The sequence below is a fragment of the Bradyrhizobium sp. BRP23 genome (assembly GCF_020194135.1).
Taxonomy (GTDB): Bacteria; Pseudomonadota; Alphaproteobacteria; order Rhizobiales; family Xanthobacteraceae; genus Bradyrhizobium; species Bradyrhizobium yuanmingense.
The window spans coordinates 434,145-449,872 of sequence record NZ_JADYVW010000003.1; the positions used below are offsets into that span (position 1 = coordinate 434,145).

Below are 15,728 nucleotides of genomic sequence, written 5' to 3' on the forward strand. Positions count from 1 at the left end.
TATAGCGCGATTTCTCAGGATATGAAGCCCACGGTGCAGCTCATCCCTGCTTCATCAGCACGGTGACCTGCAGCCGGCGCCGTATCCGCATGCCCTGCCGCTGGTACAGCGCGATGGCAGACGTATTGCTCGCGAACACGTGCAGGAACGGAATTTCGCCGCGCGCCTCGATCTGGCGCGCGATGGCGGCGAGCAACGCCTGTGCGTAACCGCGACCGCGATGATCGGGATGCACGCAGACCGCCGTCATCTCGGTGAAATTGCCCGGCTTCATCCGCTCGCCGGCCATGGCGACCAGCTCGCCGCGAGCGCGGATGCCGAGAAAGGTGCCGAGCTCATGCGTCCGCGCCGCGAACGGCCCGGGTTTGGTCAGCTCGGTCAGCGCCATCATGGCGGAAACGTCAGTCGCGCCGAGGCGGACGATCTCGGCATCGCGCAGCGAAGTGTCGGCGGGCGAGCCGATCAACTGCTCGCCGGGCTCCGCGAGCAGCACCTTGAAGCCGGCGGGAATTTCGACGGACTCGGGCGTGAACAGCACCGCGACTTGCGAGCCCGACATGAGATCGCCGAGCGCCGCAAAACTTGCCGCGGACATGTCCGCCATATCGGCAAACGGCGTCATGTCCACGGGATAGCGCAGAGCCCGCGGGCCGCCCTCGGCCAGATGCTTCTGGCTCGTCGTCAACGCGCTCCAGATCGGGCGATCCAGCAGCGCCTCATCGCTCGCGGACATCGGCCTAATCCTTGTCGAAGCTGACGATGACGGCGGCATTGGCGATCAGGATGGGATCGTTGGCCACTTCCGTGGCCGAGGGGATCTCCAGCCCGCCCTTGACCGCGGTGACGGTCACGGTGCCGTAAGGCAGCTCCTTGGCGACGGCTTCCTTGTCGACGGCTTCTGGATTCGGCACGCCGATCGTGACGTCCACGAACATGTCGTTCGCGGTCTTGCCGATCATCCGGAAGAAGCCGAGGCTGGAATGCCTGATGGCATCGGAGACCGCGCGCTTGGCCGCCTTGGTGGCGTCCCTGCCGTGGACGTCGACGCCCATGCCCATCTCGGTGACACAACGAACGCGAGGCATGCTTTATTCCTGTGGCTGGTTGGGTAGTGGAGAGTTTCGACGATCGGCACGCCCAACACAAGTGTGGTTGTCATGTTGAACCGAGACGTGCGCCACAGGCTCCGTCATTGCGAGCGCAGCGAAGCAATCCAGAATCTTTCCGCGGTGACAGTCTGGATTGCTTCGTCGCAAGGGCTCCTCGCAATGACGAACGGTGAGAGCGTCGCACAAAATTCACGCCTTCGCCTTCTCGTGCGCCCGCAACTCGTCGACCAGCACCCGCACGTTCTCCGAATAATCGATCGGGACCACGACCAGATGCACGCCGCCCTCCCTGAAGGCGGCATCGAGCGTCGTGCCGAAGCTGTCGATGCTTTCGATGCGATGACCCTTGGCGCCATAAGCCTTGGCGTATAGTGCAAAATCCGGATTGCCAAACGTCATGCCGTAATCGGCAAAGCGGTCGACGGCCTGCTTCCAGCGGATCATGCCGTAGGCCTTGTCCTCCAGCACCAGCACGACCAGGTTGAGCTTGAGGCGGACCGCCGTCTCCATCTCCTGGCTGTTCATCATGAAGCCGCCGTCGCCGGCAACCGCAAGCACGCGGCGGTCGGGATAGAGCATCGCGGCCATCATCCCCGACGGCAGGCCGGCGCCCATGGTCGCCAGCGCATTGTCGAGCAGCAGCGTGTTGGCGACGCGGGTGCGGTAGTTGCGCGCAAACCAGATCTTGTACATGCCGTTGTCGAGGGCGACGATGCCGTTCTCCGGAATCACCTGGCGGATGTCGTGCACGATGCGCTGCGGCGTCGGCGGCCAGCGCGCTTCGGTGGCGCGGTCGGCGATGTGCTTCAGTATCTCTTCGCGCAGCGGCAGCAGCGCCGCGGCCTGCGGCAGCTTGCCTTCGAGTCGATCCGCCAGCAGCTCCAGGCTCGGGCCGACGTCCCCTACGACCTCGGCATCGGGGAAATAGACCTGCTCGACGCTCGCCGGCGTGTAGCTGACGTGAATGACCTTCGGGCCCGAGGGCCCCATGATGAAGGGCGGTTTCTCGATCGGGTCGTGACCGATCGCAACGATCAGGTCGGCGGCGTCAATGGCATCATGCACATAGTCGCGCTCGGATAAGGCGGCAGTGCCCATGTAGAGATTGGTGCCGCCGGGCACGGTGCCCTTGCCCATCTGAGTCGTGAAGAACGGAATGCCGGTCCGCCGCACGAAGCTTGCGATGCCGTGTGTCGACCGCGGCCGGCTGGTCGCAGCGCCCATCATCACCAGCGGGCGCCTGGCGGCCATGATCATCTCGGCGGCGCGGTCGAGCGCGGCGCGATGGGCGACCGGGATTTCGATCGGATGGACCGGGATCACGGGGACCGCAGGCACCTCGTCCCCGGCAACGTCCTCGGGCAGTTCGAGATGCACCGGCCCGGGCCGCTCCTCCATCGCGACGCGAAAGGCGTCGCGCACCACGGTCGGGATGCTGGAGGCGCTGACGATCTGCCGCGACAGTTTCGTGAGCGGCTTCATGGTCGCCACCACGTCCACGATCTGAAAGCGGGCCTGCCGGCTGCTCATGATCGGCTTCTGGCCGGTGATCAGGATCATCGGCATGCCACCGAGATGCGCATAGGCGGCGCCCGTCGACAGGTTGAGAGCACCCGGGCCGAGCGTCGACAGACAAACGCCGGGCTTGCCGGTCAGCCGCCCGTGGGTGGCGGCCATGAAGGCCGCGGCCTGCTCGTGGCGGGTCAGGATCAGCTCGATCCTCGAAGCACGCAGCGATTCGACCAGATCGAGATTCTCTTCGCCGGGGATGCCGAAGATGCGGTCAACACCCTCATTCTCCAACGCCGCGACAAACAGGTCCGATCCCTTCGCTTTGCGTTCCATCCCGCCCAATGCCGCCTCCGCTCGTTGTGAATTCAGACTCCCCGAGCGGCCGCATGGTAACGGCTAGCGACACGGGAACAACTCACAAAGAGGCGCGCAACTGCAACTCGATCAGCTCTCGCTCGATTGACAAGCCGCGATATCTGACTAAAGTCAGATATCATGCTCGATCCCGTCTCCCGCGTTCGCCGCTTCAACCGCGCCGTCACCTCTGCGGTCGGAGCACTCGATACGTCGTTTCTCGGGCGCGGCCGGCCGCTGGGTGCCGCGCGCGTGCTCAATGCGATCGGGCACGGGCGATCGGACGTGGCGGAGATCCGCGACTATCTCGGTCTCGATTCCGGGCTGATGAGCCGGCTGCTCCGCAGCCTCGAGGACGAAGGGCTGATCGAGACCGCCGCACGCGAGGACGATGCGCGGCGGCGCATGGCAACGCTCACACGGGCGGGCCGGCGCGAGTTCGCAGCCTACGAGGCGCTGTCCAACGCGCAGGCCGAAGGCCTCCTCGCGCAACATTCGCAACGCGAGGCGTTGCTGGCGGCGATGGACCTGATCGCCTCCGCGCTGACGCGCGAGCGCGTCGCGCTGGAGGAGACGGATCCGCGCTGCGAGCAAGCGCGCTACTGCCTCGGCGAGTACTATGCCGAGCTCGGCCGCCGCTTCAGCCAGGGCTTTGACGTCTCGCTGTCACGCGACCCCGACGCCAAGGACATGCGCCGGCCGCGCGGCACATTCCTCGTTGCGATGTCGGACACGCTGCCGATCGGCTGCGTCGGCTTGAAGGGCACCGATCACGGCTGCGCCGAGATCAAGCGGCTGTGGGTCGCGCCCGCCGCGCGCGGGCTGCGGCTCGGCCGCCGCCTGATGGGTGCGGCCGAGAGCGCCGCGCGCGAGCTCGGCATCGCGCTGCTGCGGCTCGACACCAACAGCGCACTGCCCGAAGCCGGTCAGCTCTATCGCAGCACGGGCTGGCGCGAGATCCCGCGGTTCAACGACGATCCCTATCCGGACCTCTTCTTCGAAAAGCGCCTCTAACGCTGGACCGGTTCGCGGTCCTCGCGCGTTGGTCGAGGCCGTGGGAGCTTCGATAATGATGAGAGACGACCTCGCCGACATCTACCGCGCCTACATCGCTTGCCTGAATCGGCGGGATTGGCCGGCACTCGGACAATTCGTGCATGAGGAGGCCACCCACAACGCGCGGCCCCTTGGGCTTGCGGGCTATCGCGCGATGCTGGAAAGGGATGTTCGGGAGATCCCCGATCTGCAGTTCCATATCGAGATGCTGATCTGCGATCCTCCCCGCATCGCCGCCCGATTGAAGTTTGACTGCACACCGGTCGGGACATTCGTTGGTCTTGCGGTCAACGGGCGGCGCGTGTCCTTCTGCGAAAACGTCTTCTACGAATTTCTCGACGGCAAGATCCGGCAGGTCTGGTCGGTGATCGACAAGGCCGCGATCGAGGCGCAGCTCTGACGCCACGCCTCGATCTCGAATTCACGCCGCCGCGGGCGCCACCTCGCCTTGCGGCTTTGCGAAGGGGCGGAACGTCATGGCCATCAGGAAGGCCCCTAAGCCCATCGCCCAGGAGGCGATGTAGAGCCAGGCATAGCTGGAGAAGGCATCGTAGATCAGGCCGCCGGCGAGCGGGCCGGTCGCCATGCCGAGGCTGCCGGCCATCGCCGTGCCGCCGATCACCGTGCCCATCATCTTGAGCGGGAAGTTCTCGCGGATCAGAACGGCATAGAGTGGCATAGTGCCGGCATAGATGAAGCCGAAGATCGCGCCGACCGCATAGAACGTCGTCAGCTGTTGCGCGAAGACATAAGCGAGCGCGCCGAAGGCCTGCAGCAGCAGGCCCGAGACCAGCACGCGCTTGGCGCCGAAGCGGTCGCCCATCAGGCCGAAGGCGATGCGCCCGCCGAGGCCGGCAAATCCCTCGATGCTGTAGATCGTCACCGCTGCGACCAGCGGGATGCCGCAACTCACGGCATAGCTGACGGTGTGGATGATCGGGCCGGAATGCGTCGCGCAGCAGAAGAAGTTGGTGGCGAGGAGGATCAGGAATTGCGGCGAGCGCAACGCCTCGCCCATCGACATCTCGTTTTGTCCGGCGGTTTCGCCGGCGGGCGCGGCCGGACCTTGCGCGAGCGCCGGCGGACGGCGCACCAGGAACGAGACCGGGATCATGATGGCGCCGACCACGAGCGCGATGATCTGCATCGAGGTGCGCCAGTCGTGGCCGGAGACGAGCCAGGCCGCCAGCGGCGACATCGTCATCGGCGCCATGCCCATGCCGGCCGAGACCAGCGACACGGCGAGGCCGCGATTGGAGTCGAACCAGCCCGTGACGGTCGCCATCATGGGCGCGAAGATCGCAGCGCAAGCGGCGCCGACCAGCAGGCCGAACACGATCTGGAACACGAGAAGCGAGGTCGCGTGGCTCGCCGCGAACAGGCTGAGCGCCAGCACGACCGATCCCGTCAGCACCACCGGCAGCGGCCCGAACCGGTCGGACAGCGTGCCCCAAGCCATGCTGGTGAAGGCCATGGCCAGAAAGCCGATCGTCATCGCGCTGGAGATGCCGGTCACCGACCAGCCGGTGTCCTTGGTGATCGGCTGCAGGAACACCGGCAGCGAAAACATGCCGCCGATCGCGACGCAGCCAAGCACGCCGCCGGCGGCGACGATCACCCAGCGATAGTTGGAAGAAATCATTTCAGTCTCCCGTCAGGTCTGTCTCGCGTGAAAGACGATCGGGAACTGCGCCGGCCGACAGACCGGCGTCATTTTTGCCGCACGCTTTCGTGACCTGGCAACAAAACTCGAAAAACAACCCCATGCACAGTAGCGGCGCCAGCGGGATCAATGACTTACCTACCAGGAACGACAGCTCAGCGGCTCCCTGTCCTCGCGCGACATCATCACAGATCGGTTTGACACGTCGGGCAAAACAGCCGCAGAATGACAGCATCCCACACATATTGATCTGGTCCGCGATGTTCATCGTGATGATGCTTCGCGCCGCCGGTCTGTTGGTGGATTGCAGGGAGTTCCACATGCCAAAGATCGACGTCGCCACCGTGCCGGCTCGCAAGGGCTCCGGCTATCCGGCGCCTTTCAATGCGCCTTGCGCCGAGCGCATTCGCAAGCGGCTCGGCGATGCCGGAGGCTTGTCGGATTTCGGCGTCAACCTGATGCGCCTGCCGCCGGGCACCTGGTCGAGCCAGCGGCACTGGCATTCGCACGAGGACGAGTTCGTCTACATTCTCGAAGGCGAAGTGACGCTGATCGAGGATGGCGGCGAAACCGTGCTGCACGCCGGCGATTGCGCCGCCTTCCCCAAGGCCAGCGGCAACGGCCATCACATGATCAACAGGTCGAGCGTGACGGCGGTCTATCTCGAGATCGGCTCACGCTCGCCAGCCGACCTCATCACCTGCTCCGACATCGACATGATGAGCCCGGCAGCGGACGGCCGCTTCCTGCACAAGGACGGCACGCGCTATCTGTAAGTGACATTGCGGCTCACAGGGCCGCACTACGGCGCCAGTCGCCGACCGTGAGCCAGACCGCCGAGACCAGGAAGTAGATCGCGCCGACGGCGGCATAGCCCGCGACATTCGCGATCGACGGCACCGCAGGCGTCGCGGCCTGGAAGATGAAGAAGCCGCCCGCCAGGGCCGACTGGCCACCGCTGAGCACCATGGCCCATTGCGCGCCGAGACGCTTCCAGCGCCGCACGGCCGTGCCGAGCTGGAGCAGTCCGGACAGGATCGCCCAGGCTCCGAAGATTCCGAGCACCCAGTTCATGCTGACCTGCAAGGCCAGGATGACCGCAATGGTCGTGGCGAGGCTGACCAGCACGTTCAGGCCCTGCGTGCGGTTCTGGTTCAAGCCACCGCTCCAGAGCGCGTCGAGATAATTGGCGGCAGCGTCCCAGGCCGGATAGGCAACGAGCAACGTCGCTGCGATCACTGCCGATGACGGCGCGATCGCGAGGGCCGCAATGACCCAAGCGACGGAAAACGCGGCACGCATGAAGTAGTACTGCTTCAGCCATTGCGCCTGGTCGGCGCCCAAAGCCATCTCGCTGGTTCTCATTTTCTGCTCCTTACCTACTAGTTGGTAGTTTACGTACGACGCCGAAGCACCGCCCTGCCCGGCCTGTGCCGATCTCGTCAGTGCCTGGTGGAAAGCCGCTCCAGCAGCGGCCGGGTGATTGTCCCGAAGATTTTTGGATCGCCATAGGCCCGCGCCGACAGCATCGCGCCGTGAACGGTTGCCATGAATCCCTCCGCCTCGGCCCGCGCGGTGCCGGAGAGATGGAGCCGGCCTTGCCGCTTGCCGCGCTCCATCACCGAAGCCAGCCACGACGACACGGAGCGGAAATGCGCGCGGACTTCGAGCGCCACTTCCTCGGGCAGAATCGGAAGCTCACTGGCAAGGAGCGCGCAGACGCAGAAGGGAGCCGTCGCATCCTTGATGCACGCCTCCCAATAGGCGATGTAGCTTTTGAGCTGCTCGGCGGGGTCGGCGACATTGCGCTCGAGCGCCGACAGCCCTGCCTGGGCCTCCTCGCGATAGCGCGACACCAGGGTGCGGACCAGATCGACCTTGCTGGCAAAGTGGTGGTGGATGCTCGGCTTGCGGATGCCGACGACATCGGCGATGTCGGCGTAACTGAAGCCGTTGTAGCCGCCCGCGATGATCAGCGTACGGGCGCAGCCAAGAATGTCGTCGGCGGTCGAGGAAGCGGTGCTCATGGCGCTTAGCTACCTTCCAGTAGGTAGGCGGTCAAGCGAGGATGCTTCAATGATCCGTGAGTGAGTGGTAGGAGCCCTGCATGACCATCCGCCCGATGGTGCGCTATCCCGACCGCCGGCTTGCGCTGCCGGCCCGCCCCGTCACCGCGTTCGACGATTTCTTGCGCGAGCTCGCGCAGGATCTGCTCGACACAATGCGCGCCGCGCCCGGCATCGGCATCACCGCGCCGCATATCGGCGTGCCCTTGCGCGTCGTGGTGCTGGAGCTCGACGCGAAGGACGGTCCGCAGACCTACGTCAATCCGGAGATCACATGGGTCTCGCCGGAGATGATCATGCACCGCGAAGGCAGCGTCTCGATGCCGGGGATCAACGACGAGGTGCAGCGACACGCGCGGGTGCGGATCAGCTATCGGGATCTCGACGGCAACATGCACACCGAGGAGTCCGAAGCCCTGCGAGCTGTCTGCCATCAGCACGAGATCGACCAGCTCGACGGCATGTTCTGGATTCAGCGGCTGTCGCGGCTGAAGCGGGAGCGGCTGGTGAAGAAGTTCGAGAAGATGTCGCGGAATTCGTAGGGTGGATTAGCGCAGCGTAATCCACCTGAGTACGACAAAATGAGAGAGATGGTGGATTACGCCGCCCGCTGCGCTTCGCGGCGGCCTGCTAATCTACCCTACGCTACTGCCTGTGTGGGACACCCCGGATTACGCTGCGCTCCATCCAGGCTACGGAGCCCGATTACGCCCTCTTCCCTGTCCGCTTGATGATCGGCGCCTTGCGACGCTCGCGCTTGCCGCGCGCGATCTCGGTGGCGAGCGCGTCCAGCTTCGGCTCCCAGATAATCCTGAACTGGCCGACCCAGGCATCGACCGCTTGCAGCCCGGCGGCGTCGACCGAATAGAGGCGCCTTTGCGCCTCCGCCCGGACGCTCGCAAAGCCGCTCTCGCGCAGCACCTTGAGGTGCTGCGAGACGGCCGCCTGGGTGATGCCGAACTCGGCCCCGATGACTTCGACGACCTCGCCGGACGCCATCTCCTTGAGGCCGAGCAGCTCGAGGATGCGGCGGCGCACGGGATCGGCGAGGACCTCGAAGGCGTGCATCAGCTTCCGGTGCCGGGATGAACGATGTCGGGCGGCATCTCGCCGCGATAGAATGCGATGGTGCGGTCCGAGCGCTGCTTCGCCTCGTCAGGATCGACCCCGCTTGCGACATGCGCCGCACGCCAATATTCGCCGCTCGTCGTCATGAAGTCCTTGCCCTCGGGCGAGACCATCCACGCCTCCGCCGTTTCATGATCGACCGATGCCCCGGTCGCAAGATATCGCTCAAGTCCCGCAAGCGCGAGGTCCCAACCGATACCGACCGCACCCGGACCGAACTGATTCCAATGATCCTCGATGATCGCGGTGTGCTCAAGCGTCAGGCGCGCCTGGCTCCGCTCGGCTTTCAGGCTGACGTCGATCCAGCTCGTGGCGCCGCCGAATTCCCAGGTCGCGGCGAAATGGGTGGGCGGCGTGCAGGACGTGATGGTGCCGCCGGCATTGCCCTTGACCTGGTAGCGTCCGCCGAGCCGGAGGTCGCCCTCGACCGGCGCAAACCAGCGCGGGATCCGCTCCCTGCTGGTCACGGCGTCCCAGAGATCGTCGACGCTGGTGTCGTAGAGCCGCGTTAGCGTCACCGCGCTAGCCGGCTTGCCGTCTCTCTCCAAGCTCCTCACCGAGCGCGTCACAAGCCCCAAGACCCTGGCGACGTCGATCTGCATTTTCGGTTCTCCCTGTGGTTCATCCGCCGAACAAATATCGATCGCGACTAATATAAGTCAATACTTATATTGCGCGACGTTCCGCTGCGTCAAACCGCCCGCGAGGCGGAACCAAACAACGGCCACGGCGTCTATCGGTGCCCTCCCCCAGCCCCACAAGACGGAATGACCTCATGAAAGTTCGCAAATTCGCCATCGCCGACGCCTCGCTCGAGCGCTCACCGGGACAGGACGGCGATATCTTCGTCGCCAACTTGGTCGACCAGCGCCACGGCGGACCTATCACGATCGGCTTCGGCCGCTACGCGCCGAACCAAAATCTCAAGGAGACGATGAAGGTCGACGATGTCATGATCGTCCTCGAAGGGAAGCTGTCGGTCACGAGCGACGGCAGCACCGTGACCGCGGGGCCCGGCGAGATCGTCCATATGCCGAAGGGCGAGACGGTCACGATCCGCTCGCACGAGCAAGGCGCCGTCACCGCCTATGTCACCTATCCGCATTGGCAGGAGGCGCATGAGTGAGGCACGAGCTGCGACGCCCTACCCGCCGGGCATCAGCGCCTTCGCCGGCTCGTAGGGCGGATTAGCCGAAGGCGTAATCCGCCATTGCCGACACGGCGCGGCGAGAGATGGTGGATTACGCCGGCGGGCTGCGCTTCGCGCAACCGCAGGCTAATCCACCCTACCCGCCCGTCACTAGCGCCTTCGCCAGCGCCATGTAGGCCGGCAGCGTCACGGGATCGTTGGCGGCGTTACCCGCCATCGGATGCGAGGCGTAGCGTGCGATCACCATTTCGGCCTTGGGATCGATGTAGATGCCCTGGCCGTAGACGCCGCGCGCCATGTAGGCGCCGTGCGCGTTGTGCGTCACCCACCATTGATTGCGGTAGGAGGCACCCGGCAGCGTGGTGTAGCCGGCCGGCTTGAATTTTTCGGGATCGCCGCCGCGCGCGATGTCCTCGACTACTTGCGACGGCACGATCTGGCGGCCGTTGAAGCGGCCGTGATTGCGCATGGTCTCGCCGAAGCGGGCGAGATCGCGCAACGTGGTGGAGAGGCCACCGCCGCCGCTCTCGGTGCCGATGCGGTCGACGTGGTAGTACGCGTCCTCCTCCGCGCCAATCGGCTGCCAGATGCGTTCCGACAGGAAGTCGGACAGGGTCATGCCGCTGGCGCGCCTGATGATCCACGCCAGTACGTCGGTGTTGACGGTCTTGTAGGCAAAGGCCTTGCCATGCTCGCCCTGCTTCTTCTGCGCGATGAGGAAATCGAAGATGGTGGTGGGGCCGTCATAGCCCGGGGGGATCGGCGCCATGCCGTTGGCGCGCCGCAGGCCCCACACGTCGGAATTCTTGTCGGTGTAGATTTCGGTGTAGGCGAGCCCCGTGGTCATATCCATGACCTCGTGCACACGCGCATCGCCGAACGCGCTTGGCTTCAGCTCCGGCACATAGTCCGTGACGGGCGCCTGCGGGTCGATCCTGCCCTCGGCGACCAGAATCCCCGCGAGCACGCCGGTGAACGACTTCGTCACGGACATGCCGATATGCGGCTTGTGCGGCTTCAAGGCGCCGAAATAGCGCTCATAGATCAGCCTGCCCCGATGCAGCACCGCGATGCCGTCGGTGTAGGTCTCCTCCAGCATCTTCTCGAAAGTCATGGGCCGGCCGTCCATCGTGGTCGAGGCGACCGCGCCGATGTCCTGCTCCGCACGCGGCAGCGGTGATGCCGGCCCCGCCCCGCGCCAGACGTTCACCGTGGGCACCAGCTGGCGGATGTTGCACCAGGCCCAGCGCAGTTCTGGGAAGCTGCGGAACGAGCCGTCCTGGAAGGTGATGAGGCGGTCGGGCGACGGCGGAAAGCCGCGCATCCAGCCGAGGGTTTCGGGGTCGGATTCGATGGGGGGTGCGGACTGGTGGCTGAGGGTTGTGGCGATGGACATGCAGCTGCTCCGAGACAAAGATCCTAGCATAGAAGTCAGCATGCATGGCCGGTGTTGCATGCTGGGGTGGTCTATCGTTCTGCGTTGATTATGACTTCCTATACTCTACTCTCGCCTCGCCTCGACACCAGCGTGCGGAATCAGTTTCGTCGCTCTCTACTTTTGTTATGTCCTATGCGCCCTCACAACCTGCTGCTATCATACTCAGGATAGCTGGAATCAAACGATGGCACCTTCTCAAGAATACAACGATGATCTCCTTTTGCTACTCGCCACACTTTTGGTCGCGGATCATACCAATGTAGATTCGGATGATCTGGAGCCCTTCCTTGATCCATTACTCCGCACGCTTGAAGAGAGACTTTTTGAACGCAGCGAACTTTTTTCTCGGTTGCCGTTCCCTCCACACTTCATCTTCGCACGACTGCGCTCTTCCCTTCGGCGAGGCTCTCCAACCTCTACCAAGTAAGGCTATCTGGGCGGCAACGAAGGACAAATTGTTTCAAGGCAAACTGGATATCGCATCCCTGCGGGCAATTACCGGGCAGATCGAAACGTCATCCGTCGTTTTTGTTGAGGACGATTTCGCGAAAATTTGGGTGGAATCGATTCTTCGGCAGGGCGCGAATCGTCCTATCGAGCACTTTCAGGTTCACGCGATGGCTGGCGATGGCGCAGCGGTCTCGATGAACAGCTATCACAATACCAATCCAGCAATAACTGTGCCTTCGGTGTGCGTGATAGACGGGGATTCCAAGCAAGACGAGAACCTTTCTAACGGTGTGTTTCGTCTTCCAGGCAACGCACCGGAAGCATTTGTATTCGACAGCTGCGTTGAAGCATGGCCAGCGATCGGTGGTAAATTGTCCGTCGCCCTTCTCCAAGAATTTGCTGAAAGTGATCGAGTTTTGGATGCGTGCAAACAGGTTCGTTTATCAAACAAGGACACGCATTTGCTTTTTTCGCAACTCGGCGCGAAGTTAGGGCTTATACCCGCACAAACAGTGAGCTTAGCCTTTACCACTATTTGGGCACAGAACAACAAGAAGGCCGTCGAAGAGCTAGCTAAAAGCATCCTTGAATTCAGCGGCGCTGGAAAGAAGAGTGCCGCCTCTGCCTGAACAGCAGCAAAGTCGGCAGCGTATTCAATGTGCAAATCAGTTCCCACCAGCGAGAAGGTTCCCTACTCCCACTCAATCGTCCCAGGCAGCTTGCTGGTCACGTCATACACCACCCTTTCACGGCTTTCACCTCGTTGATGATGGGCGTCGCGGTCTTGGCTGGGGCGGCCGACCTCGTAGCTCGACCATCGCCCGAAGGGGGCGATGCGGATGTCGTATCACGAGCGTAGGTGACGGAGATCCGACGTTTGCGCCGGGTGTCTCCGCGCGATCAGGACGGCAGCAGCGGCCGGCCCGGCGGGTCGGCAACTCCCTCACCCTGTCTTCAGCAGCCATCGGATCGGCACTGCAATCGCCAGCAGCGCGATCACACCTGCAGCCCACAGCGCAACGAACCACAGCAACTGCCGCCAGGCGCGAGACACACGCAGCATCAGTGATATCCCTCGCCGTGCCGCACCTTGCCGCGGAAGATCCAATAGACGTAGCCGGTATAGACAAGGATCACCGGTACCAGCACCGCCGCGCCGACGAGCAGGAACAACTGGCTGCTGGGATGCGTGGCTGCCTGCCAGATCGTAATCGAGGGCGGCACGATCATCGGCCACATGCTAATGCCCAGCCCGGCATAGGACAGCAGGAAAAAGCCCAGCGCGCACAGGAACGGCATCCCATCCTCGCCCTTTGCGAGCGCGCGGTGAAAGCGCCATGCCAGCAGGGCCAAGAGACCTGGCACAGGCGCTGCGTAAAGCATGTTCGGCAGCGTCAGCCATCGCTCCCGGAACGCAGGGCTTTGGATGACCATCATCAGTGATATGAGGCCGATGAAGCCGAGTGTCGCAAATCCGAGAACGCGTGCGTAGTTGCGGCAGCGTGCCTGAAGCGCGCCGTCGGTCTTCCATATCAGCCAGCACGCGCCGAGCAGGCCGTAGCCGACGACAAGGGCAACACCGGTCAAAACCGAGAAAGGTGTCAGCCAGTCCCACCACCCGCCGGCGTAAGCACGCCCCTCCACGCGGATGCCCTGCACGATGGCACCGAGGCAAACGCCCTGGAGCAATGCGGCCGCAAAGCTGCCCCAGGAGAAGGCGCGGTCCCACCATATTTCACCAGCCGACGTCCGTGCTCGAAACCGCATTTCGAAGGCTACTCCGCGGAACACCAGCGCCAGCAGCATCAGAATGAGCGGCATGTACAGCGCAGGAAAAATCGTCGCGTAGGCCAGTGGAAACACGGCGAACAATCCGCCGCCACCGAGGACGAGCCAGGTTTCGTTGCCGTCCCAGACCGGTGCCACCGAGTTGACCATGACATCGCGATCGGGCCTCGCCACCTCGGCCGGAAACAGGATGCCGACGCCGAGGTCGAAGCCGTCCATCACGACGTAGAGCAGCACGGCCGTGGCGATCAGCAGCGCCCAAATCAATGTGAGGTCGATGCTCATGGCCGGATCCCCGCTTGCCGCGGCTCTACTCTGTGCGTGTCTGACCCTGCTATCAAGGCTGGCGCCGGCGTGATGCCGGCCGTGCGGACCGGCTGGCCTTGTGGCGGTCCGTGCTCGCCGGCTTCAGGGGTCTGGCGGAAGAGGTGAAACAGATAAGCAATCCCCGCGCCAAAAACGACAAAGTACACGACAACGAATGCCGCCAGAGACGCGGCCACCGCCGGCGCTGCGATCGGCGCCACGCTATCGGCGGTCCTCAGCAGTCCATAAACCGTGAATGGCTGGCGTCCCGCCTCCGTCACCGTCCATCCGGCCGTCACAGCGATCAGCCCCGACGGCCCCATGGCCACGGCAAAGCGATGCAGCCATGGCGTGTCGTACAGGGCGTCTCGCCAACGCAGAACGAGCGAGGCCATGCCGAGCACGATCATCAGAATCCCCAAGCCGACCATGATGCGGAACGCCCAGAAGACGAGCGGAATGTTGGTCGGCCAGGTGTCTTTCGGGAAAGCCTTGAGCCCCTTGACCTCTCCATCAAGGCTATGCGTGAGATAGAGGCTCGCAAAGCCAGGAATGGCAATTTGGCCGCGCGTCACCCCGGCTTCGGCGTCCGGCATTCCGAACAGGATGGAAGGCGCGCGGCGCTCGGTCTCGAAGTGACCCTCCATGGCGGCGACCTTGGTGGGCTGGTGGTGATACGAATTCACCCCATGCAGATCGCCGATCAGAAGCTGTAGCGGGGCCACGATCGCGGCCATCCACATCGCCATTGAAAACATGATGCGTGCGCGTTCGTTCATCCTGTTCCGCAGCAGGTGCCAGGCGCCCACGGCTCCCACGATCATCGCGGTCGTCAGGTAAGCCGCCGTCACCGTGTGGGCGAAGCGATAAGGGAACGACGGATTGAAGATGATCGCGAGCCAGCTCTCGGGGATGAATTGGCCGTCCGCTCCCATCGCGTGTCCTGCCGGCGTCTGCATCCAGGAATTTGCGGCTAGAATCCAGAAGGCCGAGAGCAAGGTGCCGCCCGCGACGAAACAGGTCGCGACGAAATGCAGGCGCGGGCCAACGCGTCCCAGGCCGAAGAGCATGACTCCAAGGAAGCCGGCCTCGAGAAAGAATGCCGTCAGCACCTCGTAGCCGAGGAGCGGCCCGAGCACCGGGGATGTCTTGTCGGCAAACACCGACCAATTCGTGCCGAACTGGTATGACATGACCAAGCCCGACACCACGCCCATGGCGAAAGCGACGGCGAAAATCTTCAGCCAATAGCGGTAGGTATCGAGATAGGCGCCGCGGCCCGTCCACAGCCACAGCCCTTCGAGCACAGCAAGATAGCTCGCCAGTCCGATGGTGAAGGCCGGAAATAGGAAGTGCCAGACCACCGTGAAGGCAAACTGGAAGCGCGCGAGGTCCAACGCGCTGGGTAATAAGTCGGACATAGCTCCGCCCCCGACATCAAGTGCGGCCCGCAGCTAACGCTTTCAACCTACGCTTGTTCCAGCTGCCTCGAACATCCGATGTCGAGGGTTTTAAGCATTCTCTGCGGGCGCTGTCCTTGAAGGCTATCCTCGGCACATTACCATCTCAATATGCCGGAATGTCCTACCCCGCGCACGGCCTGCAACGGACGAGTTGCGGTTGAGTTCGACGCGCAGAGGCCGTTCTGCCGGCTTCGAAGAGCCGGCGCCGAGCTTCTTTGATCAATGCAAGTTCTGGCGCGCTGCCG

The 15,728-nt window shown here is 63.7% G+C and carries 18 protein-coding genes; 6 read left to right on the plus strand and 12 right to left on the minus strand.

All coding sequences use genetic code 11. The features are described from left to right. Positions 1-40: 40 nt before the first annotated feature. The 3 genes from I6F24_RS10200 to I6F24_RS10210 all read right to left on the minus strand — a co-directional run bounded on the left by I6F24_RS10200 (position 41) and on the right by I6F24_RS10210 (position 2,954). Complete coding sequence (locus I6F24_RS10200) at positions 41-733, minus strand: GNAT family N-acetyltransferase (protein WP_036022604.1); 693 nt, start codon at positions 731-733, stop codon at positions 41-43. Positions 734-737: 4 nt separating this feature from the next. After that, positions 738-1,085, minus strand: coding sequence for a Lin0512 family protein (locus tag I6F24_RS10205; RefSeq protein ID WP_036000921.1), 348 nt, complete (start codon positions 1,083-1,085; stop codon positions 738-740). Positions 1,086-1,298: 213 nt separating this feature from the next. After that, a complete protein-coding gene (locus I6F24_RS10210) occupies positions 1,299-2,954 on the minus strand; it encodes an acetolactate synthase large subunit (protein ID WP_225149480.1) in 1,656 nt (551 codons plus the stop codon). A 162-nt stretch (positions 2,955-3,116) separates the two neighbouring features. On the opposite strand from I6F24_RS10210, the gene I6F24_RS10215 reads away from it, so the two are divergent. Next, complete coding sequence (locus I6F24_RS10215) at positions 3,117-3,989, plus strand: bifunctional helix-turn-helix transcriptional regulator/GNAT family N-acetyltransferase (protein WP_225149479.1); 873 nt, start codon at positions 3,117-3,119, stop codon at positions 3,987-3,989. Between the two features lie 55 nt (positions 3,990-4,044). Continuing rightward, the gene (locus tag I6F24_RS10220; protein WP_225149478.1) at positions 4,045-4,431 is read left to right on the plus strand and encodes an ester cyclase; all 387 of its coding nucleotides are present in this window, start codon (positions 4,045-4,047) and stop codon (positions 4,429-4,431) included. 21 nt (positions 4,432-4,452) lie between these two features. Here I6F24_RS10220 and I6F24_RS10225 read toward each other — a convergent pair whose 3' ends face one another. Together I6F24_RS10225 and I6F24_RS10230 are read right to left on the minus strand one after the other, a co-directional pair. Beyond that, positions 4,453-5,673, minus strand: coding sequence for an MFS transporter (locus tag I6F24_RS10225; protein ID WP_036022596.1), 1,221 nt, complete (start codon positions 5,671-5,673; stop codon positions 4,453-4,455). Position 5,674: 1 nt separating this feature from the next. Next, positions 5,675-6,037, minus strand: coding sequence for a hypothetical protein (locus tag I6F24_RS10230; RefSeq protein ID WP_141697610.1), 363 nt, complete (start codon positions 6,035-6,037; stop codon positions 5,675-5,677). Between I6F24_RS10230 and I6F24_RS10235 the strand changes: the two genes are divergently transcribed. Continuing rightward, positions 6,015-6,470, plus strand: a complete 456-nt coding sequence (locus tag I6F24_RS10235; RefSeq protein WP_036022613.1) for a cupin domain-containing protein — start codon at positions 6,015-6,017, stop codon at positions 6,468-6,470. The genes I6F24_RS10230 and I6F24_RS10235 overlap by 23 nt on opposite strands. A gap of 13 nt (positions 6,471-6,483) precedes the next feature. On the opposite strand, the gene I6F24_RS10240 is transcribed toward I6F24_RS10235, so the two are convergent. Beyond that, positions 6,484-7,059: a DUF308 domain-containing protein gene (locus tag I6F24_RS10240; protein WP_074447870.1), complete on the minus strand. Its 576-nt coding sequence runs from the start codon at positions 7,057-7,059 to the stop codon at positions 6,484-6,486. 77 nt (positions 7,060-7,136) lie between these two features. After that, on the minus strand, positions 7,137-7,721 hold the full coding sequence (locus I6F24_RS10245; protein WP_036000944.1) for a TetR/AcrR family transcriptional regulator: 585 nt from the start codon (positions 7,719-7,721) through the stop codon (positions 7,137-7,139). 80 nt (positions 7,722-7,801) lie between these two features. Between I6F24_RS10245 and I6F24_RS10250 the strand changes: the two genes are divergently transcribed. Continuing rightward, a complete protein-coding gene (locus tag I6F24_RS10250) occupies positions 7,802-8,302 on the plus strand; it encodes a peptide deformylase (RefSeq protein WP_036022592.1) in 501 nt (166 codons plus the stop codon). 163 nt (positions 8,303-8,465) lie between these two features. Here the strand turns inward: I6F24_RS10250 and I6F24_RS10255 are convergent, their stop codons facing one another. Together I6F24_RS10255 and I6F24_RS10260 are read right to left on the minus strand one after the other, a co-directional pair. Then, the gene (locus I6F24_RS10255) at positions 8,466-8,828 is read right to left on the minus strand and encodes a metalloregulator ArsR/SmtB family transcription factor (RefSeq protein WP_036022590.1); all 363 of its coding nucleotides are present in this window, start codon (positions 8,826-8,828) and stop codon (positions 8,466-8,468) included. Then, positions 8,828-9,490 carry an SRPBCC family protein gene (locus tag I6F24_RS10260; protein WP_036000961.1) on the minus strand — a complete coding sequence of 221 codons (663 nt, stop codon included), beginning with the start codon at positions 9,488-9,490 and terminating at the stop codon, positions 8,828-8,830. The genes I6F24_RS10255 and I6F24_RS10260 overlap by 1 nt, the downstream gene beginning before the upstream one ends. 173 nt (positions 9,491-9,663) lie before the next feature. Here I6F24_RS10260 and I6F24_RS10265 point away from each other — a divergent pair, with 173 nt between their 5' ends. Continuing rightward, positions 9,664-10,014, plus strand: a complete 351-nt coding sequence (locus I6F24_RS10265; protein WP_036022587.1) for a cupin domain-containing protein — start codon at positions 9,664-9,666, stop codon at positions 10,012-10,014. Between the two features lie 160 nt (positions 10,015-10,174). Here I6F24_RS10265 and I6F24_RS10270 read toward each other — a convergent pair whose 3' ends face one another. Then, the gene (locus tag I6F24_RS10270) at positions 10,175-11,434 is read right to left on the minus strand and encodes a serine hydrolase (protein WP_036022585.1); all 1,260 of its coding nucleotides are present in this window, start codon (positions 11,432-11,434) and stop codon (positions 10,175-10,177) included. Between the two features lie 329 nt (positions 11,435-11,763). Between I6F24_RS10270 and I6F24_RS10275 the strand changes: the two genes are divergently transcribed. Beyond that, complete coding sequence (locus tag I6F24_RS10275) at positions 11,764-12,555, plus strand: hypothetical protein (protein ID WP_225156225.1); 792 nt, start codon at positions 11,764-11,766, stop codon at positions 12,553-12,555. Positions 12,556-12,988: 433 nt separating this feature from the next. On the opposite strand, the gene cydB is transcribed toward I6F24_RS10275, so the two are convergent. Beyond that, complete coding sequence (cydB, locus tag I6F24_RS10285) at positions 12,989-13,999, minus strand: cytochrome d ubiquinol oxidase subunit II (protein WP_036022581.1); 1,011 nt, start codon at positions 13,997-13,999, stop codon at positions 12,989-12,991. Then, positions 13,996-15,441: a cytochrome ubiquinol oxidase subunit I gene (locus I6F24_RS10290; protein WP_036022578.1), complete on the minus strand. Its 1,446-nt coding sequence runs from the start codon at positions 15,439-15,441 to the stop codon at positions 13,996-13,998. Before I6F24_RS10290 ends, cydB begins: the two co-directional genes overlap by 4 nt. Positions 15,442-15,728: the final 287 nt, after the last annotated feature.